Genomic DNA, 23,832 nt, shown 5'->3' on the forward strand with positions numbered 1-23,832 from the left:
TAATTCGATGGTTGGGCAAGTCAACGACGATGCGTCTGATCCTCGGGCTCGACCACCCCACCGCGGGCACGGCGCTGATCGGCGGCGTCCCGTACCGCGAGATCAGGAACCCGCTGCGGACGGTGGGCGCCATGCTGGACGCGCGGGCGCTGCATCCCGGGCGTAGCGGGCGGGCGCATCTGGTGGCGCTGGCACGCAGCAACGGCATCGCCCGGAGCCGGGTGACGGAGGTCCTGGAGCAGGTCGGGATGGCGGATGCGGCGGGTAAGCGGGCCGGTGGGCTGTCGCTGGGCATGAGCCAGCGGCTCGGTATCGCGGGCGCGTTACTGGGCGATCCGGAGGTGCTGATGTTCGACGAACCGGTCAACGGCCTGGACCTCGACGGTGTGCGCTGGGTGCGCCATCTGATGCGCTCGCTGGCCGAGGAGGGCCGCACGGTGTTCGTCTCCAGCCACCTGATGAGCGAGATGCAGCTCACCGCCGACCATCTGGTGGTGATCGGCAGGGGACGGCTCATCATGGACGCGCCGCTGGCGGAGGTCATCGGACGCAACTCCCTGACCGCCGTGGTCGTCCGCACCCCGCACGCGGCCGACCTGTCCGCACGGCTGAGCGGTGCCGGGATCACGGTGGAACGGCTCGGCGAGAACGAGCTCGTCGCTACCGGTGCCACGATCGAGCAGGTCGGCGACCTGGCGTACGAGGCGGGCATCCGGCTGCACGAGCTGCGTACCCGAGAGGCCTCGCTGGAGCAGGCATATCAGGAGCTGACCGCGAGCAGCGTGGAGTACGGAACACGGGAAGCGGGAGTGTGAACATGCGGACCAGAGAGTTGGGCCAGGCGGTCGGCGCGGAGTGGACGAAGCTGTGGTCGGTCCGCTCCACCTGGCTGTGCCTGGCCGGTGCGGCGATGCTCATGGTGGCGAGCGCGCTGATGCTGGGCGGGGCGACGGCCAGGAACATGCTCCGTGCCGAGGGCGGCGGAACCCCCTTTCCGGCGAGCGAGCCGGTGATCTCGGCGACGTCGTTCGCCCAGTTCGCGTTGGTCGCGCTGGCGATGCTGACGATCACCTCGGAATACGCGTCGGGCGGCATCCGGAGCACGTTGCAGGCCACGCCGATCCGCGGCCGGGTGCTTGCCGCGAAGGCGCTGGTGGTGGGACCGGTGATGTTCGCCGCCGGAGTGCTGTCCGGGGCCGTGGCCACAGCGGTCGTCTACACGGTGCTGTCCACCGACCTGTTCGGCGGCCATGTGACGCTGCCGCTCGCCGAGGTCGCGCTCGACCTGCTGAGGGTCGGTGCCTTCTTTGCCCTGGTGTCGGTGATGACGCTCGGCGTGGGCACCGCGGTGCGCAGCGCGGCGGGCACCCTGACCGTGGTGTTCATGCTGCTGATGGGCCTGCCGCTGATGCTGCTGATGGCGGGCGGTCCGGCGGCGTTGGAGGTGTCCCTGCGCATGCCGTTGTTCGCCGGCCTGGCCTTCATGGGCAGCACCGACAACCTGACCGGCGGCCCGATGCCCTACGGGGCGGGAGAAGGTCTGGTCTGGCTGCTGGCATGGACGGCGGTGGCGGTGGCGGCCGGCCATGTCGTGCTGCGCCGGCGTGATGCCTAGACTTCGGGCCGTGTCAGGTAACCGCATCGCGCGCACCCTGGTGGGGGTACTCGTGGGCATGGTCCTCGGGGTCGTCGAGCTGGCCTTCCTCTGCCTGGCCTGGCCGACTTCCCTGATCGCGGCCACGCGGCCCGCAGCCGACCGGGGCCTGGCCCGGCTGGTGGCACTCGAACGGGCTCGGCTGGCCAGGTGGCTGGGCCACGACACGACGCGGACGGCCGGCGGCTACGGCTTTCTCGCCGCTCGCGCCGCCCTGGGTGTTCTGGGCGGGTACGGCTGCGCGGCGGGTCTGTTCCTTGGCGGCCTGCTCCTGTTCGGGGGACTGTGGGACCTGCTCTGGGGCGAGTCCGAGGCGGTGCCGGTGAACCTGCCCGGCGTGAAGCTGGTCACCACCAGCGGAATCCTCGGGCTGACCAGCGCGGGGGCACTACTGGCTCTGGTCACGCTCGGGGTCCTCGCCGTGGGAGCGGTCGCACGGCGGCTGGCCGACCACTTCCTCGGACCGGGCAGGCAGGAGCTGATGCGCAGGCGCATCGCCGAACTGACCGCGACCCGCGCGGGCATCGTCCGGGCCGTCGACGACGAACGGCGCAGGATCGAGCGCGACCTGCACGACGGCGTGCAGCAACGGGGGGTGGCGCTGGCCATGCTGCTCGGCCGTGCCCAGCACAGCCCCGACCAGGCCAGGACCGCCGAGCTGGTGGGCCAGGCCTACACCGAGTCGCGTCGGCTCCTCGACGAGCTACGCAGTGTGGCCTGGCGGATCTATCCGACCGCACTCGACGAGCTGGGCCTGCGCGCCGCGCTCGCGGGCATCGCCGAACGGTCGAGCATGCCGGTGACCGTGCACTACGGGCTGGCCGACCGGCCCGTCTCCGCAGTCGAGACCGCCCTGTACTTCACCGCCCGTGAGGCGATCACCAACGCGATCAAGCACGCGGGAGCCCGTGACATCCTGGTCATGCTGACAGAGGACGAGCGGACGGTGAGCGTGGCGATCTCGGACGACGGCAGGGGCGGCGCGGACCCCTCGGGGGGAGGGCTCTCCGGGCTGGCCAGGCGAGTCCTGGCGCTCGACGGAGTGTTCACCGTCGACAGTCCGGAAGGCGGCCCCACCAAGGTCGCCGCGACGCTCTGGAGCGGGTACGCGCCGGCGGCACGGTCTTCGATCCGGAGGTGGTCCGCCAACTGCTCGCCCGCACCACCCACGCCGACCCGTTGAGCAGGCTGAGCAGGCGCGAGACGGAGGTGCTGCGACACCTCGCGCAGGGCTACGTCAACGCGGCGATCGCCGAACGCCTGCACGTGTTGCTCAGCACCGTCGAAAAGCACATCAACGCCATCATGGACAAGCTCGACCTACCCCGCGACCCCAGCTACAGCCGCAGGGTGCTGGCCATCCTGTGCTACCTCGACGACTGACCGCGATGATGCTGATAAGCACCTCCCGGTGGAGTCTGACCTAATTTCGGACCTTGTTGACGACGAGCGTTCCCCAACGAGGTCGCGTGACCGTCCAGGATTCCCAGCACCCACTTGCGGGCGGCCCCCGACGACTGCGCGATGCCGGGAAAGTCACGTTGACCCACGATCCGAAGCCCGTCCCAGTGCTTGATCGCCGCCTCCGCCGTGCTGGGGCCGTCCTGTCCCCGCGCGCTCACGCGGTCACCGCCGACGCGATCATGTCGGCCGCGTTGTCGGCCTCGGCCCAGATCCAGTCACGCCGCCAGGTCACCGACCACCAGGGCCGCCAGACGAAGACCCAGCCGCAGGCCCGGCGGGCGACCTGAATCCGAACCCGAACCCCGCTGGGAGACATGATCTCCAGCAACGGCGCCCCGGCAGCGGGAACGACCACCGAGGTAGCCACCCCAAGAACCCGCAGGTCCCAGCCGAGTCGTACGAGGTGGATGTACTGCACTTGTTGCGGATCACGCACGTCCATGGCTCGGCTCCCGAGTTCGCTGACATACGGCAGGTTCCACGGGTGTGATCGTCAGCGTGGTGGCGCTGCGAGATCGCAGGTGTAGACGCACTGGGGCTCTCACCTGGGGCGTGGCCCGATCCACGCTTGGTGCACCGCCATCATGTGGGCAACTCGAAGTGACTGGCAATACGATTGGCAATATTGACAACATGAATGCCAGAAAAGATCTTTGGTCTTGCTTGCCCGCCACCCTCGGTGACGGCAGACTGAAGCGATCTCAACACAGGGGGAACCAGCGTGAGCGCCGAGCAACCGGCCACCATACGAACCCGCAGACTCGCGGGTGAGTTGCGACGCCTACGCGAGGTGACAGGTCTCACCGGCGACCAGGCGGCCAGACAGCTGGGCTGGGACCCCTCCAAGCTCAGCCGCTACGAAACCGCCCGCAGACGCGTCCAACCCAAGGATCTGCAGGTACTTCTCGACCTCTACGCGGTCCCTGATGACAGAAGACAGGCCCTCGTCGATCTGGCACGCAACGCACGCCTCAAAGGATGGTGGGACGCCTACGGCGACACCCTGCCCACCGAACTCGCCTCCTACATCGCCCTCGAAGCCGAAGCCGCATCAATTCGCGGCTTCTCGGCGCAGATCATTCCCGGGATGCTCCAAACTGACGAGTACGCACGCTCCGTCATCCGCGCCGGACTCATGGACCTTCTGCCTCGAGGCGAGGTCGAACGCCGCGTGGAGGCACGCAAGACCCGCCAGCAACTCCTCAGCCGAGCAGCATCCCCCCTCGACTACTGGATCATCCTGAGCGAAGCCGCCCTGCGAAACAGGGTCGGCTCTCCCGAGGACATGCGAGCCCAGTGCCATCACCTAATGAAACTGAGCCGAACCGCGAACGTCACCGTTCAGGTCCTGCCCTTCACCTCCGGCACCCATCCCGCAACGGCAGGAACCTTCTCCATCCTCAGCTTTCCGGCCCGGTATGACGATGACGTCGTGTACGTCGAGACGCTCACCAGCAACCTCTGGGTGGAAGATGAAAGGGACGTTCACCGCTATACACTTGCGTTTGATCACCTTCGCGCGACCGCATACGAGGTCGAGGAGTCTTTCTCCTTCATTGCTTCCGTGGCCGACGAACTGTGAGCATCGATTCAATGGAAGGAGCCACCGGATGCCCGAGCAACCTCACGTCGTGTGGCGAACGAGCAGCCTGAGCGCCAACGGCGCCGACTGCGTCCAGGTCGCCGTTGTCAACGGCTCCGACAGCCACAAGAGCCACGCGATCCGACTCTTCCTTGTCCGCGACTCCAAAAACCCGGACGGTGGAGTCCTGACGTTCACTCCCGGAGAATGGCATGCTTTTCTCGATGGAGTGAGAGACGATAAATTCAGCGATCTGTCCTGACCCGCCAACCCGGGAGTGACATCGCTGTTTCACCGAAGGCCGTACCTGATCTCTTACATGGCGAGGAACTATGAATAAGATCGATCTATCAGGTGCGACCTGGCATAAAAGCAACCGGAGCGACGGTCAGAACAACTGCATCGAGGTCGCCATGCTACCTCAGGGGCACCTTGGCGTACGCGACAGAAAAGACAGGGACGGCCCGGCCCTGATTCTGGGCTCCGACCAGTGGAAAACCTTCGTGAACAGTCTCAAGAGCGGTTTTCGCAATCCGAGGTGAAGGTAATCCCTGAACGCTCGGCCGGTCCCCGGCCGAGCGTTTCTCGTACTTCGCCGATGCCCTGCCAACCCCTACGGCATCGACCCTGCGCTGTGTCGGAAAGACACGCTTCAGCTACGGCGCCCTGTTCTGAGCGGCCTCGCCATGAAAGCTTCAGCATCGGAGAGCCAACTGGGCGGCCGGAGAGTGAGCGACTACGGTCCGCACGCGGTACGGCGGGGTGGAAGGCGCGGAGGTGGGTGGGTGTTCCGGCCGGCGTATAAAAGCCCGCAACCACCGCGCCCGAGCAGGCCGGAGGCCTGAACCACCAGGGAGCGACTGAGACGGCCGGCCGGAGCACCCGCCCACCGGAGCGCGTACATCGATTCGCCCGTAAGTCGTGAGCGATGAGAACGCGACCGAGACAGCCAGAGCGCGTACATCGATTCGCCCGTAAGTCGTGAGCGATGAGAACGCGACCGAGACAGCCAGAGCGCGTACATCGATTCGCCCATAGGTCGTGAGCGATGAGAACGCGACCGAGACAGCTGGAGCGCACACTCGACCCGCCCGTAAGTCGTGCAGCCCGAGCCTCGGGAACGCGACGATCCACAGAGGCCACCCCGCAGTCGAGCACGCGGCTATCGGTAAGGTGCTCTATGTCTGATTGGTGCTGACACAAGGGGACAAGCAATGACCGCCTCTGCGGCGTACGTGACCTTCGCGGACCCGGACAAGATCGACGACGAGAAGGAGCTCGCCATCGCGGCCTGGGCCGAAGCGGGGATCACCGGCCACATCACCCAATGGGACGATCCCAGCGTCGACTGGGCCGCGTTCGACGCCGTCGTGGTCCGCACCACCTGGGACTACGTGACGAGGCGGGCGGAGTTCCTGGACTGGGCCCGCCGGGTGGAGTCCGTCACCCGGCTGCTCAACCCGGCCGCCGTGCTGGAGCGCAACACCGACAAGGTCTACCTGCGTGACCTGAAGGCCCCGATCATCCCCACCTACTGGGTCGGACCAGGCGAGGCCGCCGACTTCCCGATCCTCGACGAGTACGTGGTCAAGCCCTCGATCTCGGCCGGAGCCCGCGACACGATCAGGACCGCGGACCGCAAACAGGCCGAGGAACACGCCGCCAAGCTGGCCGCCAACGGCCGGACCGCGATGATCCAGCCGTACCTGGACATGGTCGAGGGCGAGGGGGAGACTTCGATGCTCTACTTCGGCGGCAGGTTCAGCCACGCCGTCCGGCGTAACCCGATGCTGACCGAGAGCGCCACCAAGCCGGGACAGGGCAACGAGCACGGGGAGCTCCGCACCCCCGACCCCGACCAGTTCGCCCTGGCCGAGCGGGTGCTCGGCGAGTTTCCCGAACTGCTCTACGCCCGGGTGGACCTGGTCCGGCTGGCCGACGGCAGCCCGGCCCTCATCGAGATCGAGCTTACCGAGCCCTACCTGTTCCTGAGCTACGCGCCCGGCGCCGACGCCAGCCTGGCGACCGCCCTGGCCAAGATGATCTGACGGCCCCTGAAACAGGCCCGCAGAGAGCAGGCCCGCAGCGAAAAGGCCCACAGAGAAAAGGGCCGCAGGAAACAGAACCGCGAAAACGTACCGGAAGCGGCGCGCGTCCCACGAAGGGACGCGCGCCGCGTTGGGTTACTGCGGCATTGCCACCGCGAGCGGGGTGACCCCGGCGGCGCGCAGCGCGTCCGGGAGCTTCCGTGCCCAGGTGTGTTCGTGCAGGTCGAGACCTTCGGGGTTGGCCACGACGAACCGGACGGCACCGCCGGCGGCGGCCTTCTCGGTCCAGGTGGCGCCGAAGCCGTTCAGCACCGCGATGACCTTGTCATGGTCGGACGCGGGGATCGTGACGCGGATCGGCGACTCGCGGTCCGGGATGGCCACCGCGGCCCTGGAGGCGTCGGGAGCCGGGGCGAGCGCCCGAGCCCGGGAGGACGACAGGTCGGCGGTGATCGCGTTGGCGAGGATCTTCGCCGTGCCGTCGGTGAGGGCGCGGAAGTTCGGGTCGGCGGCGAACAGCACCGCGTGGCCGGCGCCCACCGGCTCGTCGACCGTCGCGGCGGTCCCGCTGAGCTCCTCGGCGCCCAGTGCGAAACCGGACATGAACCAGTCGGGCGAGTCGGCGGCCGGGTAGGAGGACACCACGTGCGCCGGGTTGGAGGCCCGCATGACCAGGTCGTACTCGGTGAACTGCATGACGCTCGACCCGACGCCCTTGCTCAGCGGCCCCTGGGCCACGTTGGCGCGGAAGAGCGAGCCGGGGATGTCCGAGGTCGGCTCGGTGAGGGTCACGCTGGAGACACTGGCCAGGACGGCCAGCTGGGTGCCGCCGGCCCAGCCGACGTATCGGCCGCCGCCACTGACCCAGTCGCGCAGTGCAGCACGACCGGTCTCACCGAGACTGGGCGGCACCGGCAGGAAGGGCGATGGCGACGGCCAGAACGGCCGGTGCCATCACCTTGAAGCGCTTCAGCATGAGGTAAAGCTGTTATCTGGGAGAAATGATGGCAAGAGGTAAAATTTTACACTTGCGTTATGAATAGTGCTTTTGGGGCAAACTGTGACCGAAGGGGCGGATGCTCCGGTCGTGGGCGAAGAGTCCGGGAGCTACCCGTGGCCGGAGATGCCGCCGTCCACTGGGATCACGGTCCCGGTGAGATAGGCGCCGGCGCGCGAGGACAGGAAGATCGCGGTGCCCGCCATGTCGTCGGGGCGGCCGATCCTGCCCAGCGGGACGTAGGAGGCGACCGCCGCGCGCATCGTCTCGTCCTGGAGCGCGAAGGCCATCAATCTTCGACTCGAACGGCCCGGGGGCGATCGCGTTGACCGTGATCGACTCCCTGGCGAGCCGCTGGGGTCGTTTTGTGATAAAGGGCCTGAAAAATAATGTCGGCAAGAAAAACAAGAATGAAGCAATCTTCCATCGTGTGTTGACACGTGCTGTTTATATGGTGTGCCTTCGTTGTCAATGGAGCACCGATCCGAAGGTGGGGCACACCATGGCCAGAGCAGGGGCGCGCCTGGCGGCGATGAGCCTGGCGCTGTCGATGGCGACACTTCTCGTGGCGCACACATCCCCCTCTGCCGCGAGGACGTCCCAGGGGACGGCCGCGCGGGCACCCCGGACCGAGAAGAGCATCGTCCGGCTGGGCGCGACGCAGAGCATGGACTCGATGAACCCGTTCCTGGCGGTCCGGGTGGTCTCGACGTCGATCCACCGCTGGATGTACGGCTACCTCACGGTGCCCGACTCCAAGACCCTGAAGCCCAGCCCCGACCTCACCGAGTCGTGGGAGACCTCACCGGACAAGCTGACCTGGACCTTCACGATGCGCGCCGGCGCCACCTGGTCGGACGGCAGGCCCGTCACCGCCCAGGACGCCGCGTGGACCTTCAACAAGATCATGACGGATGACGGGGCCAAGACGGCCAACGGCCCCGCCGTCGAGAACTTCGACACCGTGACGGCACCCGACGACCGGACCCTGGTCATCACAACGAAGAAGCCCCAGGCCTCGATGCTGGAGCTGCCGATCCCGATCATGCCCAAGCACGTCTGGGAGAGCGTCCCGGACATCGGCACGTACCAGAACGAGACGTACCCCGCCGTCGGCAGCGGGCCCTACATCGCCGTCGAGCACAGGAAGAACGGTTATGTGAGGCTCAAGGCCAACCCGTCGTACTGGCGCGGCGCACCCGGCATCGACGAGTTGCACGTCATCTTCTACGAGAACCCCGAGGCGGCGATCGCCGGTCTGAAGAAGGGCGACATCGACTGGATCGGCCGGTTGGCGGGCCCGCAGTTCGGGGCCCTCACGGGCGACCCGAACATCACGCAGTGGAACACCCAGGGCCGCAGGGCCGGTTACCTGCAGTTCAACCCGGGCGCCGCGACGGCCGGCGGCGAGCCGATCGGCGACGGGCACCCCGCGCTGAAGGACGTCAGGGTCCGCCGGGCCATCCACCACGCGATCGACAAGAAGACCCTCGTCGAGCAGGTGCAGAACGGTCTCGCCGTACCGGCGGACGGCTCGATCATCCCGCCGATGTACCAGGAGTTCTTCTGGAAGGCCGAGGGCGACAAAGCCGTCACCTTCGACCTGGAGGAGGCCAACCGCATCCTCGACGAGGCCGGCTACGCCAAGGGCGCCGACGGGATCCGCACCATGCCCGACGGCGGGCGCAAGCTGGAGATGCGCTTCAGCATCCACACCGACGAGCCCGTCGAGGACAAGCTCGCCCAGTTCCTCACCGGCTGGCTGAAGGAGATCGGCATCCAGCTCACCACCCGCAGGCTCGACTCCAACAAGTTCACCGAGGAGACGGGTAGCACGGCGCTCTACGACATCGCGATCAGCGGCTGGTCCGTCAACCCGGACCCGGAGGAGGTCCTGGCCACCCACCTGTGCAGCCGCAGGCCCACCGCGAGCGGTCAGGGCGGCGGCACCGAGTCGTTCTTCTGTGACAAGGAGTTCGAGCGGCTCTACCAGGCGCAGCTGGCCGAACTCGATCGGGCCGCCCGGGTCAAGCTGATCAAGCAGATGCAGGAGCGGCTCTACACCGAGGCCCCCGTCGTCGCGCTCTACTACCCCAACAATCTGGAGGGCTACCGCAAGGACCGGATCGCCTCCATCACCCCGATCCCCGAGGACAACGGCATCCTGTACGGCGGAAGCGGCTACTGGCCGGTCTACTCGCTGCGTGCGGTGGAGCGCGCCGCCACCCCGGCCGGAAGCGGTTCGGGAATCGGCACCGCGGTGGCCGTCGCGGCGGCCGTCGTGCTGGTTCTCGGCGCCGGGATCATCCTCCTGCGCCGCCGCCGCGCCTCCGCCGACGACCGCGAGTAGCGGCCGATGCTCACAGCACCGCAGGAGATGAGGGACGACACCGGGGAGGGCGTTGCCCGCCGGGCCGTGGCGCGCTACGCGCTGGTCAAGCTCGGCGGGGCACTGCTCAGCATCGGACTGGTGATCGTCGCCACGTTCTTCCTGTTCCGCCTGATCCCCGGCGACCCCACCATCGCCTACACCCGCGACGTGCCGGTGACCCCCGAACAGCTCGCCCTGCTCAGACGGCAGATGGGTCTGGACCGGCCGCTGGGCGCGCAGTTCCTGGACTTCGTGGGCCGGACCCTCCGGCTGGACCTGGGCACCTCGTACGAGTACCGCAGGCCGGTCGCCGGGCTCATCGGCGAGCGGGTGGGGCCGACGCTGCTGCTGGTGGGCACCGGGCTGGCCGTCGCGGTCGGCCTGGGCATGTGGCAGGGCACCAGGGCCGCCTGGCACCACGGCGGCCGGTTCGACCGCCTCTCCACCGGGACCGCGCTGACCCTGTGGTCGGTGCCGACCTTCTGGCTGGGACTGCTGCTGCTCATGGTCCTCGCCGCGGGGATCGGCCCGATACCCGGCCTGTTCCCCACCCGGGGCATGCAGGACGTCGACGCCCCCGACGGGCCGCTCTACCTGCTGCACGTCGCCCATCACCTGGTGCTGCCCTGCCTCACCCTGGTCGCCGTCGTCTACGCGCAGTACCTGCTGGTCATGCGCTCCTCGCTCCTCGACGAGATCGGCCAGGACTACGTGACCACCGCCCGCGCCAAGGGCCTGCGCGACGATGCCGTCCGGCGCCGCCACGCGGTGCCGAACGCGCTGCTGCCGACGGTGACCCTGGTGTTCATGCAGATCGGGTTCGTGGTCGGCGGCGCGGTCTCGGTGGAGTTCGTCTACTCCTGGCCCGGCCTCGGGCTGCTGTTCGTCGAGGCGATCAGGGGACCCGACTACGCGGTGATGCAGGGCACCTTCATGCTCGTCTGCGTCGCGGTGATCGTCATGAACACGCTGGCCGACGTGGTCTACCACGTCCTGGACCCGAGAGTGAGGTCGGCTTGAGCGACATGAGCGCGGTGGCCCGCACCCGCCGCCGCGCCGCTCTGGCGCGGCTCCGCCGCCGGTACACCAGGCAGCGAGCAGGGCTGTACGGGGCGGTGATCCTGCTGGTCGCCGTCCTGGCGGCCCTGCTCACGCCGCTGGTCACCGACCCGTCCGGGATGGACGTGACGAAGGCGACGGGGGCCAGGATGGCGCCGCCGAGCACGGACTTCCCGCTCGGCACCGACGAGTCCGGCCGCTCGGTCCTGCTCATGCTCCTGTGGGGCGCGCGGGTCTCGCTGCTTATCGGATTCATGTCGGCGCTGCTCAGCATGGTGATCGGCACGGTGTTCGGCATCGCGGCCGGGCACTTCAGGGGCTGGATCGCCGCCGTGCTGATGCGCGTCACCGACTGGTTCCTGGTGCTGCCGTCGCTGGTCCTGGCCATGGTGCTCGCGGCCATCCTCGGCGGCGGCCCGTCCACGATCATCCTGGCGATCGGGGTGACCTCCTGGGCGTCCACGGCGAGGCTGATCCGGGCACAGACGCTGGCGGTCGAGGCCAGGCCGTACATCGAGAGGTCCAGGGCACTGGGCGCCGGGCACTGGCACGTGATGACCCGGCACGTGCTGCCGAACGTCGCGCCGCTGGTCCTGGCCAACACCACGCTCATGGTGGCCGGTGCCATTGTCACCGAGTCCACTCTCGCCTTTCTCGGCGCGGGCTCCGGCCAGGTGTCGTGGGGCGGCATGCTGCGCGGCTCCTACGACTGGGGCGCGGCCACCTCGGGAGCCTGGTGGTACGTGCTGCCGCCCGGCCTGTGCATCGTGGCGGTGGTCCTGGCGTTCACCCTCTGCGGGCGCGCCCTGGAGACCGTACTCAACCCGCGGCTGAGGGGAGCCTTGTGACCCTGCTCGAACTGCGCGACCTGGAGACCGTACTCGACCCGCGGCTGAGGGGAGCCTCGTGACCCTGCTCGAACTGCGCGACCTGGCGGTGACCTACCGGGGCGCGGCCGGGGACGTGCCCGCCGTGCGGGGTGTCTCGCTCGGCCTGGCGTCCGGCGAAGCCCTCGGTGTGGCGGGGGAGTCGGGGTCGGGCAAGTCGACGCTGGCCATGTCCCTGCTGCGGTTGCTGCCCAGGGACGCGTCGGTGTCCGGGGAGATCCTGCTGGACGGCGAGGACGTCCTGACGATGAGCTGGGGGCGGTTGCGCGCGGTCCGGTGGGCGTCGGCCTCGCTGGTCTTCCAGGGGGCCCAGCACGCGCTGAACCCGGTGCGCCGGATCGGCGACCAGATCGCCGAGCCGCTGCGGGTGCACGGCATGGCGACCGGGGCCGAGGCGCGGCGCAGGGTGGCGGAGTTGCTGGAGCAGGTCGGCCTGCCCGCCTGGCGGGCGCGGGGCTACCCGCACGAGCTCTCCGGCGGGCAGCGCCAGCGCGTGATGATCGCCATGGCGCTCGCCTGCTCACCCCGCCTGATCGTCGCCGACGAGCCGACCACCGCGCTGGACGTGATGATCCAGGCGCAGGTGCTCTCGCTGATCCGCTCGCTCATCGCCGAGCACGGGATCGGCCTCATCATGATCTCCCACGACCTGTCGGTCCTGGCGGCGACGTGTGACCGGCTGGCGGTCATGTACGCGGGCCGGGTGGTCGAGTCCGGTCCCGCGCGCGAGGTCTTCACCGGCGGGCGACACCCCTACAGCAGGGCGCTGGCCGAGGCGTTCCCCACCGTCGGCGACCCCGCCTCCAGGATGGCGCCCAGAGGACTGGGCGGTGATCCGCCCGACCCCGCGCACCTGCCCGCGGGCTGCTCCTTCCACCCCCGCTGTCCGGTCTCGCTCGCCTCGTGCGCGTCGGAGCCGGTCGAGTTGCGGGCCGCGGGTGACCGTACCGGAGCGCCGCACACCGCCGCGTGCGTCCACGTCGGGGAGGAGACCCGATGACCCTGCTCGAAGCACGGGAGGTGCGGGTGGAGTTCGTCTCGCGCGGACGCCGAGCCCGCGCGGTGGACGGGGTGAACCTCACGGTGGGCGAGGGGGAGATCGTCGCGCTGGTCGGCGAGTCGGGCTGCGGCAAGACGACGCTGGCCAGGACCCTGCTCGGTCTGGAGCGGCCCACCTCGGGATCGGTTCGCTACGGCGGGGCCCCGCTGACCTACTCCTCGCGGGCACTGCGGGCCCACCGGCGCGAGGTGCAACTCGTGCTCCAGGACCCCACCGGATCGCTCAACCCACGGCACACCGTCTACGAGGCGGTGGCCGAGGGGCCGCGCATCCACCGGCTGCCCGGCGAGGGCGACCTGGTCGCCTTGGCCCTGTCGAGGGCCGGGCTGCGTCCTCCCGAGCGCTTCTTCGACCGGCACCCGCACGAGCTGTCCGGTGGCCAGCGCCAGCGCGTCGTCATCGCCGGAGCTCTCGCGCTGGAGCCCAGGGTGCTGGTCGCCGACGAGCCGGTGGCCTCGCTGGACGCGTCGGTACGCGGCGAGATCCTCGCCCTGCTGCTCCGCCTCCGCGCGGAGCTGGGCCTGTCGGCCCTGGTCGTCACCCACGACCTCGGGCTGGCCTGGAACATCGCCGACCGGGTCGCGGTGATGTACCTCGGCAGGATCGTCGAGTCGGGGCCGGTGGAGCGGATCCTCACCTCGCCCTCGCACCCGTACACCCAGGCACTGCTGTCGGTCCTGCCCGAGTCGCCGTCGCCCGTCGTGCTGGGCGGCGAGCCGCCGGATCCCACCCGGATCCCGGCTGGCTGCCGCTTCCACCCGCGCTGCCAGACCCTGGCCTCGGGCGCGGCGGCCGAGGCGGGGGTCGACGGGCTGTGCGCGTCCGGGGAACTGCCCGTCCTGCCGTCCTCGGCCGGGGCCCAGGTCGCCTGCCACCACGCTGAGGCCCGCTCCGCCCGGTACGAGGCGGAGGCGGAAACGGGGGCGGAGCGACTGTGAAGTGAGGCGGACCGCACCCGGGCACGGTCCTTCCCGAAGGACGTTCACGGAGGACGTTCCCGAAGGACGTTCACGGAGGACGTTCACGGAGGACGTTCCCGAAGGGCGTTCACGGAGGACGTTCCCGAAGGGCGTTCACCGAGGACGTTCCCGGAGCCCGCCTTCCGAGACCGATCACAGGGGCCGGTCTCGGAGGCAGGGCCCGGGGGCCGGGTTGGGAAGCCGATCTCAGAGGCCGGGGAGGAGACCGTTCCTGAACAGGTCGACGAAGAGCCCGTGGTCGGCCCTGGCCCGCGCCCCGTAGGCGTGCGCGAAGCCGACCAGGGTGCGGGTGAAGCCCTCGACGTCGCCGTCGATCACGGCCACGATCGCGTCCTCGGTGGAGAAGTCGACCAGGTCGTGGCTGGACTCGTCGTCGGCCACCGAGTGCATCCTGGCCACCGCCCGGCCCAGGTCACGGATGACCGAGGAGAGCTCGTCCGGCTCGTTGACGTCGCCCCAGTCCAGGTCGGCGGTGTAGGGGGAGACCTCGGCGACCATCTGGCCGACGCCGTTCAGCGTGGTGTAGCCGAGCCACGGGTCGGCGTACGCCTGCAGGGCCCGCTGCGACTCGGCGGTGCGGTGGCCCTGGTGCTTGAAGTAGCCGTGCACCTTCTCGTCTGTGACGTGCCGCGCCACGGCCGGGACCTGGGCCTGCTTCATGTAGAGGATGACGTCGTTCTCCAGGGCCTGGGTGTGACCCTCAAGCAGCATGTTGTACGAGGGCAGCCCGGCCGAGCCGATCCCGATGCCGGTGCGGAGCGCGAAGTCCTTGATCTTGTGCTGGACCGTCGAGACGGTGGGAAGGGTCGTCAGGTAGTCCTGGAAGGCCGCCTCCACCAGTTGCCGGGTCTCCTCGTCGACCGGGTAGCGGCCGTCCATGAGGGCGAACCTGCGGTCGAAGTTCTCGATGGTGGTCTCCGTCTCCAGCAGCGCCACCCGGGTGTTCAGCCGGGCGTGCTGCAGCACCCGGTGCAGCACGCCGGTGGTGGTCTCCAGGGTCAGCGAGCCGATCGCGTCGTCCCCGCCCTCCGAGATGCCGGCCAGCTCGGTGAGGTAGGCGCCGGCGAACTCGGTCACCAGGGCGGTGATGACGTCGTCGGACAGCGCCTTGGCGTATCCGATGAGCGCGATGCTGGCCGAGAAGCGCCGCAGGTCCCAGATGTACGGTCCGACAAAGGCCTCGTCGAAGTCGTTGACGTTGAAGACCAGCACGCCCGAGGCGTTCATGTAGGTGCCGAAGTTCTCGGCGTGCAGGTCGCCGTGGATCCAGACCCGCCTGGTCTGGTCGTCCAGGAACGCGTCGTCGGCGAATTCGCCGGTCATGTCCGCGTAGAACAGGCAGGCGCTGCCTCGGTAGAAGGCGAAGGGCGAGGCGGCCATTTTCCGGAACTTGCGCCGGAAGGCCGCGGGGTCGCGCTTCATGGAATCGCCGAACTCGGTGATCAGGACGTCGAGAATGTGCGCCGAGCGCCCATCGATGGTCATGGTCCGCACGCTAGGGCGTACGACCGAAACTCCGCCAGTTCCGAAACATCACAGATCTGGAACGCACCAATGGCCAGGTCTGTTTCCTGTGCGGTTCGCGCCTGCTGCCGGCCACTCCGACTGACCGCCGCCCGCCGTCGGTGGCCTGAAGTTCGTGGTGAGCAACCCCGGCACCACTCAGGTCACCGGCTGGTCGATCACCTTCGACCTGCCCGCCGGGGTCACCGCGAGCGCCGCGCAGAACGGATCGCTGAACCAGAGCGGGCGCCAGGTCACGCTGAGCCCGGCCCACTACAACACGACCGTGGCGGCACGCGGTACCACCGAGCCGTACAGCCCCGCGTTCACGCTCAGCAGCGCGTCCGCAGAGCCGGAGAACTGCAGGATCAACGACGTCAGGTGCGACGGCGCCGCCGACACGCCGCCCGGCGCGCCCGGCAACCTGCGCTCACCGGTCAAGACCACCAAGACCGTCTCGCTCACCTGGGACGCCTCGACCGACAACAAGGGCATCGCCGGATACGAGGTCTACACCGGCGCGGCCCTGGCCGCGACGGTGACCGGCACCTCCGCCACGGTGAGCGGGCTGTCGCCGTCCACCGAGTACACCTTCACCGTGAAGGCCCGCGACCTGTACGACAACATGTCGGCGGCGAGCACCGCGCTGAAGGTGAGCACCGACGGACATCATCGGCAGCGGATACGCCAGGATCGGCTACTTCGTCCAGTGGGGCATCTACGGCCGCCAGTACTTCGTGCGCAACCTGGACACGACCGGTGCCGCCGCGAAGCTGACCCACCTCAACTACGCCTTCGGCAACATCGACCCGGTGAACCTGACGTGCCTGCAGGGCGTCACCAAGGGCACCGCGGCCAACCCGCAGGACCCGAACCAGGGCGACCGCCGGCGATGCGGACGCCGACTACGGCAGGCCGATGAGCGCTGCGCAGTCGGTGGACGGCGTCGCCGGCTACGGCTGGGAGAAGCTGCGCGGCAACTACAACCAGCTCCGCAAGCTCAAGGCGAAGTACCCGAACCTCAAGGTGCTGATCTCGCTCGGCGGCTGGACGTACTCGAAGTACTTCTCCGACGTGGCGGCCACCGACGCGGCGCGCAAGAAGTTCGTGAGCTCCTGCATCGACACGTACATCAAGGGGAACCTGCCGGTCTACAACGGCGCGGGCGGCCCCGGCAGCGCCGCCGGGATCTTCGACGGCATCGACCTGGACTGGGAGTGGCCGGGCGCGGAGGGGCACGCGGGCAACCACATCGGCCCGAACGACAAGGCGAACAACACGCTGCTGATCGCCGAGTTCCGCAGGCAGCTCGACGCGCTGACCCAGGAGACCGGTAAGCGCTACCAGCTCACCGCCTTCACCCCCGCCGACCCGGCGAAGATCGCCGCCGGGTGGGACCTGCCCGAGGTCGCCAGGTCCCTGGACATCTTCAACGTCCAGGGCTACGACTTCCACGGCGCGGGCAGCGACAACTCCTGGGAGCCCAACCGGGCCGGACACCAGGGCAACCTGTACGCCGACGCCGAGGACCCGTACCCGTACCCGTTCCACTTCAGCGTCGAGAACACGGTCGACGTCTATCTCCAGGCGGGGGTGAACCCGCGCAAGATAACCATCGGTCTCGCGTACTACGGCCGAGGCTGGCAGGGCGTCGCCGACGGCGGAAGGTTCGGCGAGTGGCAGGCGGCCACCGGTGCGGCGCCGGGGCAGTTCCCGGACGAGGCGGGCACTCGCGGGTACGCCAACCTGCTGGCCTCCGTGCCGGGATGCACGGTGAGACACGACGAGCAGTCGGTGGCGACCTACTGCTACACCGGCAACGGCGGTCAGTCGTGGACCTTCGACGAGGTCTGGTTGATCGGGAAGAAGACCGCGTGGCTCCGGAGCAAGGGCCTGCTCGGCGCGATGGTCTGGGAGATGTCCGGTGACACCGGCACCCTGACCACCGCCCTGGACGCGGGTCTGAGGTAACCGTTCCGGCGGCGTTCCCAGGGTGACCACTCCTGAGGCGGTCTGAAGGTCACCATTCCGGAGGATCGTCTTCGCGGCGTCCGATGTCGCGAAGACGGTCTTCCTCGGTGCCCCGAACTCGTGTCGCGGAGCACCCCGGGCTGACTCTCGGTCGGAAGCCAGAGCCGCCAGGGCGGCCCCGACGAATTTGACATGACGGATAGGGGTCGATCCAGAACGGGGAGTGACCGTTAAAATCTGAAGCCGAACAGTCCGCCATCCGGCTGGTCGGTCAGATGAGGCTCGATGATGTGAGGATTCGCGTCGAACCCCATTGAAACCGCCTTGTTCAGATCGTCGGAGTTCATGGTGACGATGTATTGCATCCGCTCGGTCTTGGTAACCTCGGCCGCCAACTGGAGGGCTCGTGCCACCTGACGTTCGTCCACACCGTCGTACAGATGGCTGTCGTGAACAAGGAAGTCCGGACCCCGGCCGGCACGGTGGGCGATGACGGCGGCGGTCAGGTCGAAGCAGAAGATCACCATGTTATGGATTCCCCTGCTCCCGTCGTCCTCGATCTTGGGCTCGATCTGCATTCGCTGCTTACCCGGGCTGAAGGTCAGATAGGGGTTTTTCCCGTCTCCGTACAGGCGCCGGGCGTACGTGTTGAAAAGGCTGCTCGCTTCGAAAGTGATGGTGTCCCGGTCCTCAAGGTCGGTCACCATCTCCTGTTCGAGCTCAAGGCGTTTCGCCTCGATCTCCCGTCGGCTCGCCTCGAGCGCCTGCGCGGCCTGGAACCGGTGACGGAGAGACTCAAGATGCGCCTGTTCGCGAGCCAGGGCATATTGCAGGGAGTTGAGCGCGTCAAGCGCGCCACCCGAGTTCAGCGTATGCAGGAGGGCGGCTTGTCGCTCGCCGAGTCGCGCGCGCGTCCGGGTGCGCTCCTCCAGAAGTCGACGGAGCCGGGATATCTCCTCGTGTAACTGCTTCTCACGGTTTCGGACCACGGTCTCGTGGAAGGCGCGCACATCGTCGAACCGGCGGCGCACCTCCTGGCCGAGAATCAGGTTCAACTGCTTGTAGGCCGATTCTAGATACCGGTCATCCGGCTCGGCTACCTCGTCGACGGACTGTTCCATGTCCTGAAGGTTGCGTCGGTCTACCGCTTCGGATGCCCGGATTGACCGGATGCGCCGATCGAGCTCGTCGGCCTCCCGGCGAATGTTCTCGTATTCGGGGACGACCTGAAAACTCGCGATCTGGCGCTCAAGTTCGCTCACCCGCTGTTCTATGGCGCCGATTTCCCCTCGGAGTTCGGCGGAACGGCCGACGATTTTCCCCCAGACAGGATCTTTCGCGGCTTCGACGAGCTTCTTTCTCGTGGCCTCCTGATTGGACAGGAGGCGATACCGTGCTGCCAGGCCGACGTCCAGGCCGAAGAGATGGCACAGGTTGACCATCGCGTCGTGAGGCGACTGCTGGGCGAATGTCCTGGTGGGCTCAAGAAAGCCTCCTGCATCGACACGGCGGATCGCGAATGACAACAGCGTCCGGCCGCTGACTTCCGCTCCTTCGGAGTCGACCCTGTAGAGATCCCGTTCCATCGCCCACTGCCAGTCTTTCGTCGACACCTCGGCGGCGTGTTCGAACAGGACCCTGGGGGACCTCCGTGTTATGTCCGGATCGAGTGTCACTCTGTTCGGCCGTGTCGCCGAGCGCGTCACCGTCAAGGGCTCCGGCCGGCCCGGCCAGTCAAGTTTCAGCCTGAATGTGTGGTCGCGGAGCTTCTCGCCGGCCCAGACCGCCTTGGGTTCGTTGCGGGCACCCAGCAGAAAATGCAGTAACTCGACCATGCTCGACTTGCCGGCACCGTTGCGACTGTCGGTGTCGGTGGAGGCGTCGGTGCGTTCGGCGACCAGGAGGTTCAGCCCCGCCCCAAAGTGGATCGTCCGGAACCTGTCGTCGTCAGAGGTCAGGCTACGCAGCATTGTCACGAGCCCGGAAAATCAACATGTCCTGTTCAAGCTCGACCAGGCCCAGGGCGTAGAGCAGGTCGAGCGCGAGAGCGAACCACCAGAACGTCAGGGGCGCCCGATGGTCGTTGTCCTCGCGCCAGGTCAACAGGCGGCGCCAGGCCTGGGTGACGGTCACGGGCTGACGCCCGGTGGCCATCACGATCTGAGCCCCCACAGCCAGCAGGGCGCGCTGGGGAGCGACCCCTTTGGTCGGCACGATCACGTGGTCACTCCCATCTCGGCCTCCGGGACCCAACCCGTGGGCGGCACCTTGAAGATCTCACATTCACCGAAGAAGTACATCAGGACAACGAGCGCGTTCAGTTCCATAGGGGATTGTTGCGAGGCATTGCCGAGAACGTGTCGCTCAAGCCGCCAGAGGATGTTGTCGGAGTCCTCACACGTCTGGGCGATCATCTCGTAGTGCTCGCGAAAGCCCGCCGCGACCTCGTCCCTCTCGTTGGGATCGAGCCTGCTCCGGTAGTAGTCCTCCACGTGGTTGACGTAGGACAGAGCGAGCTTCATGCGATGCTGAATATCCCAGGAGAACCCGTTGTATTCCATTTTCTTGAGCGGAGGTCTGGGGATGGCCGGTAGGTCTTCGAGGGGGCGTCGGTATTCGGCGAGGTGATCCAGGAGCGGGATCAGCTCCTCAAGCACGACGCTGACAACCACCGGCTCTGCGGGAAACGGGCCAAGGAAGTCCTCGACCTGCCACTTCTCCATCCTGCAGAGTTCGGTATAGAAGTGCCGCCGGCCGAAGTTCTCGAAAAAAAGTTCGGGATGATCGTTGCGTGCGGTCGCGAGTAGCGATGTCAACTCGGGATGTATGCCTCTGCGGTCGTTGTGTACGAAGACGAAGGTGCCGAACTCGCCATCGCGCTTCGCGATGGCCTTGGCGAGGTCGGTCCGGAACTTGCGGGCGATCTTAGAGGGAGCGACGGTCTGTGGCGCGTAGCACGCGTACAGCTTCTTCCCGATCAGGAGAAGGCCGTCCGCCCCTTGGTCGCCGAGACGTCCAGCGGTTCGGACATTTAGGAAGCCAGGGTTCAGAACATGCATAACTTCATGGAAGAAATCCTCGAACCCTTCACCGTGAAGTTCGTCGAGCTTCGCATTGAGCATGAAACGAATCGACGAACGCTCCCAGATCTCCAAGTACCCCTCCGTGGGCCTCGCTTCGATACGCCTGACGAGTTTTGAACTCGATGAGCCTGAGGGAGGATAGCCGGAGTAGGTGGGGAGCGTGGGTGGATTCCAGGCATCGAGGCTTGGAAAATCCAAGTTCGCGGTGAATTACCGTTTTGTTGGTTTTGCTGTACGGTGTTTGCTTGTCGTCATGGCCAGAGCTGTTGGTTGTCCCGGATCTGCTGACTTCCTGCATCTACATACCGGCAAATAGGGAAAAATTCTCAGTCTCGCCAAGGTTGTGCGGGAAAGCTGGAGTATGCGGCAGTGGTGCCCCGATACTCGCCTTCTTCGCTCGCGGCGTCCCTGAGCAGCACCGACCGGCCCTGGGGCCAGCGGTCCATGTGGACCTGGCTGATCGAGTCGAAGTAGAAGTCCCGGGCGTCCCGCATCGCGTCCCGCAGTCGGGGAGCCTCGGGGAAGCGCACCCTCCGCGTACGTCGTACGACCCGGCTAAGGGTGCCGGTTGGAGACCGAGACGACCTCGCCGGTCATGTACGTGGAGTACTCGCTCGCCAGGAAGACGATCACGTTGGCCACCTCCCACGGTTCCGCCGAGCGGCCGAAGGACTCGCGGGAGGTCAGCTCGGTGAGCAGTTCGTCGGTGGTGACCTTAGCCAGGAAGGGGTGCATGACCAGAGAGGGGGCCACCGCGTTGACTCCGGATGCCGTGCGGGGCGGCCTCCAGGGCGGCGCACCTGGTCAGGGCCATCACCCCGGCCTTGGCGGCCGCGTAGTGCGACTGGCCCTCCTGGGCGCGCCAGCCGATCACCGAGGGGTTGTTGACGATCACTCCGGAACCCTGGAGGACCATCAGCCGCAGGGCGGCCCTGGTACAGCGCATCGTGCCGGTGAGGGGCACTCCCAGGACGGCGTCCCACTACTCGTCGGTCATCTCCACCAGTCGCGCCGTACCGCCCAGGCCCGCGTTGTTGACCACCACGTCCACCCGCCCGTGCGCCTCGGTCACCGCGTCGAACATGGCGCGCACCTCGGCCTCGGAGGTGACGTCGCAGGGCACCGCGAGCGGCTTGACCCCACTCAGCTCGGCCCGTGCCCGCCGCCCTCGGTCCGGCGCCGGTCTATCGTGACTCGGCGGAGTGGTGGAAGCGGACCGCCGGAGGGGAGTTCGTGCTCCAGAGATGCGACTCCTGCGCCACGCCGCGCTTCCCCGCCCGCGCCTACTGTCACCGCTGCAGGACCCGCGAGTGGCACTGGGAGCCCATCGCCCCCGCCGGTCGCGTCGAGAGCTGGATCGTCAGCCACCAGCCCTTCCTGGCCGGGGTGAGCGAGCCGTACACGGTGGTGATGGTGCGGCTGGACGAGGCGCCGGTGTGCGTCATGTACGGCAACTGGCGCGGTGCGGAGCCGCCGGTCGCGGGTCTGGCCGTCCGGGCGTGCCCCAGGGTGGTGGACGAGGAGCTCTCGCCGATCGACTGGTGCCCGCTCGGCTGAGGATCGCCGTCATGGTCGCGCCACGGTAGCGGCCCGGCGGGTCCCGTCCCGCCGGGCCGCGCTCCGGAGATGGGGAGCGCGCCCTGGCGGGCGTGGGGGACCCGCCAGGACGCGTTCCGCTCCGGCGCGATGGCGGAGGACCCCGGCGAGGGGTGGGGTCCTCCGCCGGCTAGTCGCGCGCGGAGTCTGTGTCGGCGAAGGCGCGGACCCGGTGGCCCGCCTCCTCCACCGCGAGATCGTCGTCAGGCATGGGCCGCCGGTAGTGCCGCGAGATGAGGCGTGCCGCCCCGACCGGGTCTTCGGCCGGATGCGAGGACTGAACGCCATCCTCGTTCCAGACAAAAAGCCCGTTCTTGCACCAGACGGTTAGATCGGTCAGCACCGAGAGCACGGACATCCCGCGCCCGTTGCTCTGGTAGGTGTGGGTGAATCCCTGGCGGTGCAACGCGTAGCGCAGTAAACGTGTTGCCTCGCTGGGGTCGCACCAGGGCAGATGCGGCGTATCCGCACGGACCGACAGCACCGGCCTCCACCCCCTCGCTGACCTTTCGATGGATTTGTACCAACGATTGGATAATGCGGGTCTCGGGAGGTCGGGTCAAGGGGCTGTTCCCCACTAGAACCAGATCGTCTAGTTTTGTTGGCACAAAGGGGACTTAATGGCGCGGTCAACGCTGTATCAACTGGTGGCCTCCGATCTGAGGAGGACCATCTACTCCGGTGCGCTCGGACCAGGGGATCAGCTGCCGACCGAGGCGGAGCTCATGATCGTGCACCAGGTGAGCCGGAACACCGTGCGGCTCGCTCTCGGCGAGCTTGTGAACGAGGGCCTGGTCACCCGCACCCCCCGCAGGGGCACCGTCGTGCGGGAGCGCCGCCCGCTGCTCATGCACCCCCAGCGCGAGCTGCAGCCGCGGCGTGAGGAGACCCTGGAGGCCTTCGCCTGGGCGGTCTCGCAGGAGGGGCGCGCGCCGAGCCAGGAGATCGAGGTCTCGATCGTGCAACCGGCCGAGGAGATCGCCAGCAGGCTGGAGCTCTCGGACGACGAGCTCGCCGTGGTCCGCCGCAGGCTGCGCTTCGTGGACGGCCAGCCCTACAACACCAACGACTCCTACTTTCCGCTGGCCCTGGTCGCCGACTCCGAGATCACCCGCCCCGGCGACATCAGGCGCGGGGCCAACAAGGTTCTCGAGGAGCTCGGCCACCGGCAGGTGCGGATGGTGGACGACATCTGGGCGCGGATGCCCAACAGCGCGGAGACCGAGCGGCTCCAGCTCCAGCTCGGCACGCCGGTCGTCGTCTACATCCGGGTCGGTTACGACGAGGAGGACACCCCCGTGCGCGTGGCGGTGTCGGTACTGCCCGCGGACAAGCACCTGATCAGGTACGAGCTGGAAAGCCGTTGACATCTCCGTAACCGCCCTGACGGGCCGGCCTCCGCCCCGCTCGCGTCGCGGGCGACCACCGGGCCGCGTCCGCCGGGCGGCCGGGTCCCGCCTTCCCCACCCGCCCGTGCTCCTCCCGTTCGGCGCCCTCCGGTCCGTGTCTTCCCCGGTCCCGGCAGTCTCGCCCGAGGTCCCCCCGCTCGTCGCCCTCCCGCCTGCGCCTCTCCCGCC

24 protein-coding genes and 3 pseudogenes are annotated in these 23,832 nt (G+C 68.0%); 17 read left to right on the plus strand and 10 right to left on the minus strand.

All coding sequences use genetic code 11. The features are described from left to right. Positions 1-14: 14 nt before the first annotated feature. The 4 genes and pseudogenes from OG884_RS25720 to OG884_RS25735 all read left to right on the plus strand — a co-directional run. Positions 15-815, plus strand: a pseudogene (locus OG884_RS25720) (ATP-binding cassette domain-containing protein); the annotation flags it as partial. Between the two features lie 2 nt (positions 816-817). After that, positions 818-1,615: an ABC transporter permease gene (locus tag OG884_RS25725; protein WP_326637009.1), complete on the plus strand. Its 798-nt coding sequence runs from the start codon at positions 818-820 to the stop codon at positions 1,613-1,615. A gap of 10 nt (positions 1,616-1,625) precedes the next feature. Further along, entirely contained in the window at positions 1,626-2,837 is a 1,212-nt protein-coding gene (locus OG884_RS25730; protein WP_326637010.1) for a sensor histidine kinase, read from the plus strand. Continuing rightward, a pseudogene (locus tag OG884_RS25735) lies at positions 2,744-3,037 on the plus strand (response regulator transcription factor); the annotation flags it as partial. The gene OG884_RS25730 and the pseudogene OG884_RS25735, both read left to right, overlap by 94 nt. A 235-nt stretch (positions 3,038-3,272) precedes the next feature. On the opposite strand, the gene OG884_RS25740 reads toward OG884_RS25735, so the two are convergent. Then, a complete protein-coding gene (locus OG884_RS25740) occupies positions 3,273-3,560 on the minus strand; it encodes a hypothetical protein (RefSeq protein WP_326637012.1) in 288 nt (95 codons plus the stop codon). Between the two features lie 279 nt (positions 3,561-3,839). On the opposite strand from OG884_RS25740, the gene OG884_RS25745 reads away from it, so the two are divergent. From OG884_RS25745 to OG884_RS25760, 4 genes are all read left to right on the plus strand, one after another. Beyond that, on the plus strand, positions 3,840-4,700 hold the full coding sequence (locus tag OG884_RS25745) for a helix-turn-helix domain-containing protein (RefSeq protein ID WP_326637014.1): 861 nt from the start codon (positions 3,840-3,842) through the stop codon (positions 4,698-4,700). Positions 4,701-4,728: 28 nt separating this feature from the next. Further along, positions 4,729-4,962 carry a DUF397 domain-containing protein gene (locus OG884_RS25750; RefSeq protein WP_326637017.1) on the plus strand — a complete coding sequence of 78 codons (234 nt, stop codon included), beginning with the start codon at positions 4,729-4,731 and terminating at the stop codon, positions 4,960-4,962. Between the two features lie 70 nt (positions 4,963-5,032). After that, on the plus strand, positions 5,033-5,242 hold the full coding sequence (locus OG884_RS25755) for a DUF397 domain-containing protein (RefSeq protein ID WP_326637019.1): 210 nt from the start codon (positions 5,033-5,035) through the stop codon (positions 5,240-5,242). A gap of 672 nt (positions 5,243-5,914) precedes the next feature. Further along, complete coding sequence (locus OG884_RS25760; protein ID WP_326637021.1) at positions 5,915-6,748, plus strand: ATP-grasp domain-containing protein; 834 nt, start codon at positions 5,915-5,917, stop codon at positions 6,746-6,748. A gap of 135 nt (positions 6,749-6,883) precedes the next feature. Here OG884_RS25760 and OG884_RS25765 read toward each other — a convergent pair whose 3' ends face one another. Beyond that, complete coding sequence (locus OG884_RS25765) at positions 6,884-7,660, minus strand: hypothetical protein (RefSeq protein WP_326637023.1); 777 nt, start codon at positions 7,658-7,660, stop codon at positions 6,884-6,886. A 195-nt stretch (positions 7,661-7,855) separates the two neighbouring features. Next, entirely contained in the window at positions 7,856-8,035 is a 180-nt protein-coding gene (locus OG884_RS25770) for an SDR family oxidoreductase (RefSeq protein ID WP_442811528.1), read from the minus strand. A 212-nt stretch (positions 8,036-8,247) separates the two neighbouring features. Between OG884_RS25770 and OG884_RS25775 the strand changes: the two genes are divergently transcribed. From OG884_RS25775 to OG884_RS25795, 5 genes are read left to right on the plus strand one after another with little or no spacing between them, the layout of a single operon-like run. Then, a complete protein-coding gene (locus tag OG884_RS25775; RefSeq protein WP_326637025.1) occupies positions 8,248-10,095 on the plus strand; it encodes an ABC transporter substrate-binding protein in 1,848 nt (615 codons plus the stop codon). Between the two features lie 27 nt (positions 10,096-10,122). After that, positions 10,123-11,136, plus strand: coding sequence for an ABC transporter permease (locus tag OG884_RS25780; protein WP_326637027.1), 1,014 nt, complete (start codon positions 10,123-10,125; stop codon positions 11,134-11,136). A gap of 5 nt (positions 11,137-11,141) precedes the next feature. Beyond that, positions 11,142-12,023 carry an ABC transporter permease gene (locus OG884_RS25785; RefSeq protein WP_326646994.1) on the plus strand — a complete coding sequence of 294 codons (882 nt, stop codon included), beginning with the start codon at positions 11,142-11,144 and terminating at the stop codon, positions 12,021-12,023. A gap of 58 nt (positions 12,024-12,081) precedes the next feature. Next, positions 12,082-13,062, plus strand: a complete 981-nt coding sequence (locus OG884_RS25790; protein ID WP_326637029.1) for an ABC transporter ATP-binding protein — start codon at positions 12,082-12,084, stop codon at positions 13,060-13,062. Then, complete coding sequence (locus OG884_RS25795; protein WP_326637031.1) at positions 13,059-14,060, plus strand: ABC transporter ATP-binding protein; 1,002 nt, start codon at positions 13,059-13,061, stop codon at positions 14,058-14,060. The genes OG884_RS25790 and OG884_RS25795 overlap by 4 nt, the downstream gene beginning before the upstream one ends. 228 nt (positions 14,061-14,288) lie before the next feature. On the opposite strand, the gene OG884_RS25800 is transcribed toward OG884_RS25795, so the two are convergent. Beyond that, the gene (locus OG884_RS25800) at positions 14,289-15,587 is read right to left on the minus strand and encodes a DUF2252 domain-containing protein (protein WP_326637033.1); all 1,299 of its coding nucleotides are present in this window, start codon (positions 15,585-15,587) and stop codon (positions 14,289-14,291) included. Positions 15,588-15,741: 154 nt separating this feature from the next. Between OG884_RS25800 and OG884_RS25805 the strand changes: the two genes are divergently transcribed. Together OG884_RS25805 and OG884_RS25810 are read left to right on the plus strand one after the other, a co-directional pair. Next, complete coding sequence (locus OG884_RS25805) at positions 15,742-16,527, plus strand: fibronectin type III domain-containing protein (RefSeq protein WP_326637035.1); 786 nt, start codon at positions 15,742-15,744, stop codon at positions 16,525-16,527. Then, complete coding sequence (locus OG884_RS25810; protein ID WP_326637037.1) at positions 16,524-17,576, plus strand: glycoside hydrolase family 18 protein; 1,053 nt, start codon at positions 16,524-16,526, stop codon at positions 17,574-17,576. Before OG884_RS25805 ends, OG884_RS25810 begins: the two co-directional genes overlap by 4 nt. 230 nt (positions 17,577-17,806) lie before the next feature. Here the strand turns inward: OG884_RS25810 and OG884_RS25815 are convergent, their stop codons facing one another. The 5 genes and pseudogenes from OG884_RS25815 to OG884_RS25835 all read right to left on the minus strand — a co-directional run. After that, a complete protein-coding gene (locus OG884_RS25815; protein WP_326637039.1) occupies positions 17,807-19,546 on the minus strand; it encodes an ABC-three component system protein in 1,740 nt (579 codons plus the stop codon). After that, entirely contained in the window at positions 19,536-19,796 is a 261-nt protein-coding gene (locus OG884_RS25820; RefSeq protein ID WP_326637041.1) for an ABC-three component system middle component 6, read from the minus strand. The genes OG884_RS25815 and OG884_RS25820 overlap by 11 nt, the downstream gene beginning before the upstream one ends. Next, a complete protein-coding gene (locus OG884_RS25825; protein WP_326637043.1) occupies positions 19,793-20,731 on the minus strand; it encodes an ABC-three component system protein in 939 nt (312 codons plus the stop codon). The genes OG884_RS25820 and OG884_RS25825 overlap by 4 nt, the downstream gene beginning before the upstream one ends. A 254-nt stretch (positions 20,732-20,985) precedes the next feature. After that, the gene (locus OG884_RS25830) at positions 20,986-21,189 is read right to left on the minus strand and encodes a hypothetical protein (protein ID WP_326637045.1); all 204 of its coding nucleotides are present in this window, start codon (positions 21,187-21,189) and stop codon (positions 20,986-20,988) included. A 25-nt stretch (positions 21,190-21,214) separates the two neighbouring features. Continuing rightward, positions 21,215-21,785 (minus strand): annotated as a pseudogene (locus OG884_RS25835) (SDR family oxidoreductase); the annotation flags it as partial. A gap of 29 nt (positions 21,786-21,814) precedes the next feature. Between OG884_RS25835 and OG884_RS25840 the strand changes: the two are divergent. Continuing rightward, the gene (locus tag OG884_RS25840; RefSeq protein ID WP_326637047.1) at positions 21,815-22,216 is read left to right on the plus strand and encodes a Zn-ribbon domain-containing OB-fold protein; all 402 of its coding nucleotides are present in this window, start codon (positions 21,815-21,817) and stop codon (positions 22,214-22,216) included. A 169-nt stretch (positions 22,217-22,385) separates the two neighbouring features. On the opposite strand, the gene OG884_RS25845 is transcribed toward OG884_RS25840, so the two are convergent. Further along, entirely contained in the window at positions 22,386-22,739 is a 354-nt protein-coding gene (locus OG884_RS25845) for a hypothetical protein (protein WP_326637048.1), read from the minus strand. Between the two features lie 136 nt (positions 22,740-22,875). On the opposite strand from OG884_RS25845, the gene OG884_RS25850 reads away from it, so the two are divergent. Beyond that, positions 22,876-23,622 carry a GntR family transcriptional regulator gene (locus OG884_RS25850; RefSeq protein WP_326637050.1) on the plus strand — a complete coding sequence of 249 codons (747 nt, stop codon included), beginning with the start codon at positions 22,876-22,878 and terminating at the stop codon, positions 23,620-23,622. The last annotated feature ends 210 nt before the right edge of the window (positions 23,623-23,832 follow it).

The sequence above is a fragment of the Streptosporangium sp. NBC_01755 genome (assembly GCF_035917995.1).
In the GTDB taxonomy this organism is placed as follows: domain Bacteria; phylum Actinomycetota; class Actinomycetes; order Streptosporangiales; family Streptosporangiaceae; genus Streptosporangium.

What these genes read in the sequence shown, in the direction of transcription:
- OG884_RS25760 (WP_326637021.1), top strand. Translation starts at nt 5,915, where the DNA reads ATGACCGCCTCTGCGGCGTACGTGACCTTCGCGGACCCGGACAAGATC.
- OG884_RS25750 (WP_326637017.1), top strand. Translation starts at nt 4,729, where the DNA reads ATGCCCGAGCAACCTCACGTCGTGTGGCGAACGAGCAGCCTGAGCGCC.
- OG884_RS25815 (WP_326637039.1), bottom strand. Translation starts at nt 19,546, where the DNA reads ATGCTGCGTAGCCTGACCTCTGACGACGACAGGTTCCGGACGATCCAC.
- OG884_RS25810 (WP_326637037.1), top strand. Translation starts at nt 16,524, where the DNA reads ATGAGCGCTGCGCAGTCGGTGGACGGCGTCGCCGGCTACGGCTGGGAG.
- OG884_RS25740 (WP_326637012.1), bottom strand. Translation starts at nt 3,560, where the DNA reads ATGGACGTGCGTGATCCGCAACAAGTGCAGTACATCCACCTCGTACGA.
- OG884_RS25775 (WP_326637025.1), top strand. Translation starts at nt 8,248, where the DNA reads ATGGCCAGAGCAGGGGCGCGCCTGGCGGCGATGAGCCTGGCGCTGTCG.
- OG884_RS25755 (WP_326637019.1), top strand. Translation starts at nt 5,033, where the DNA reads ATGAATAAGATCGATCTATCAGGTGCGACCTGGCATAAAAGCAACCGG.
- OG884_RS25770 (WP_442811528.1), bottom strand. Translation starts at nt 8,035, where the DNA reads ATGGCCTTCGCGCTCCAGGACGAGACGATGCGCGCGGCGGTCGCCTCC.
- OG884_RS25780 (WP_326637027.1), top strand. Translation starts at nt 10,123, where the DNA reads ATGAGGGACGACACCGGGGAGGGCGTTGCCCGCCGGGCCGTGGCGCGC.
- OG884_RS25800 (WP_326637033.1), bottom strand. Translation starts at nt 15,587, where the DNA reads ATGACCATCGATGGGCGCTCGGCGCACATTCTCGACGTCCTGATCACC.
- OG884_RS25725 (WP_326637009.1), top strand. Translation starts at nt 818, where the DNA reads ATGCGGACCAGAGAGTTGGGCCAGGCGGTCGGCGCGGAGTGGACGAAG.
- OG884_RS25785 (WP_326646994.1), top strand. Translation starts at nt 11,142, where the DNA reads ATGAGCGCGGTGGCCCGCACCCGCCGCCGCGCCGCTCTGGCGCGGCTC.
- OG884_RS25850 (WP_326637050.1), top strand. Translation starts at nt 22,876, where the DNA reads ATGGCGCGGTCAACGCTGTATCAACTGGTGGCCTCCGATCTGAGGAGG.
- OG884_RS25795 (WP_326637031.1), top strand. Translation starts at nt 13,059, where the DNA reads ATGACCCTGCTCGAAGCACGGGAGGTGCGGGTGGAGTTCGTCTCGCGC.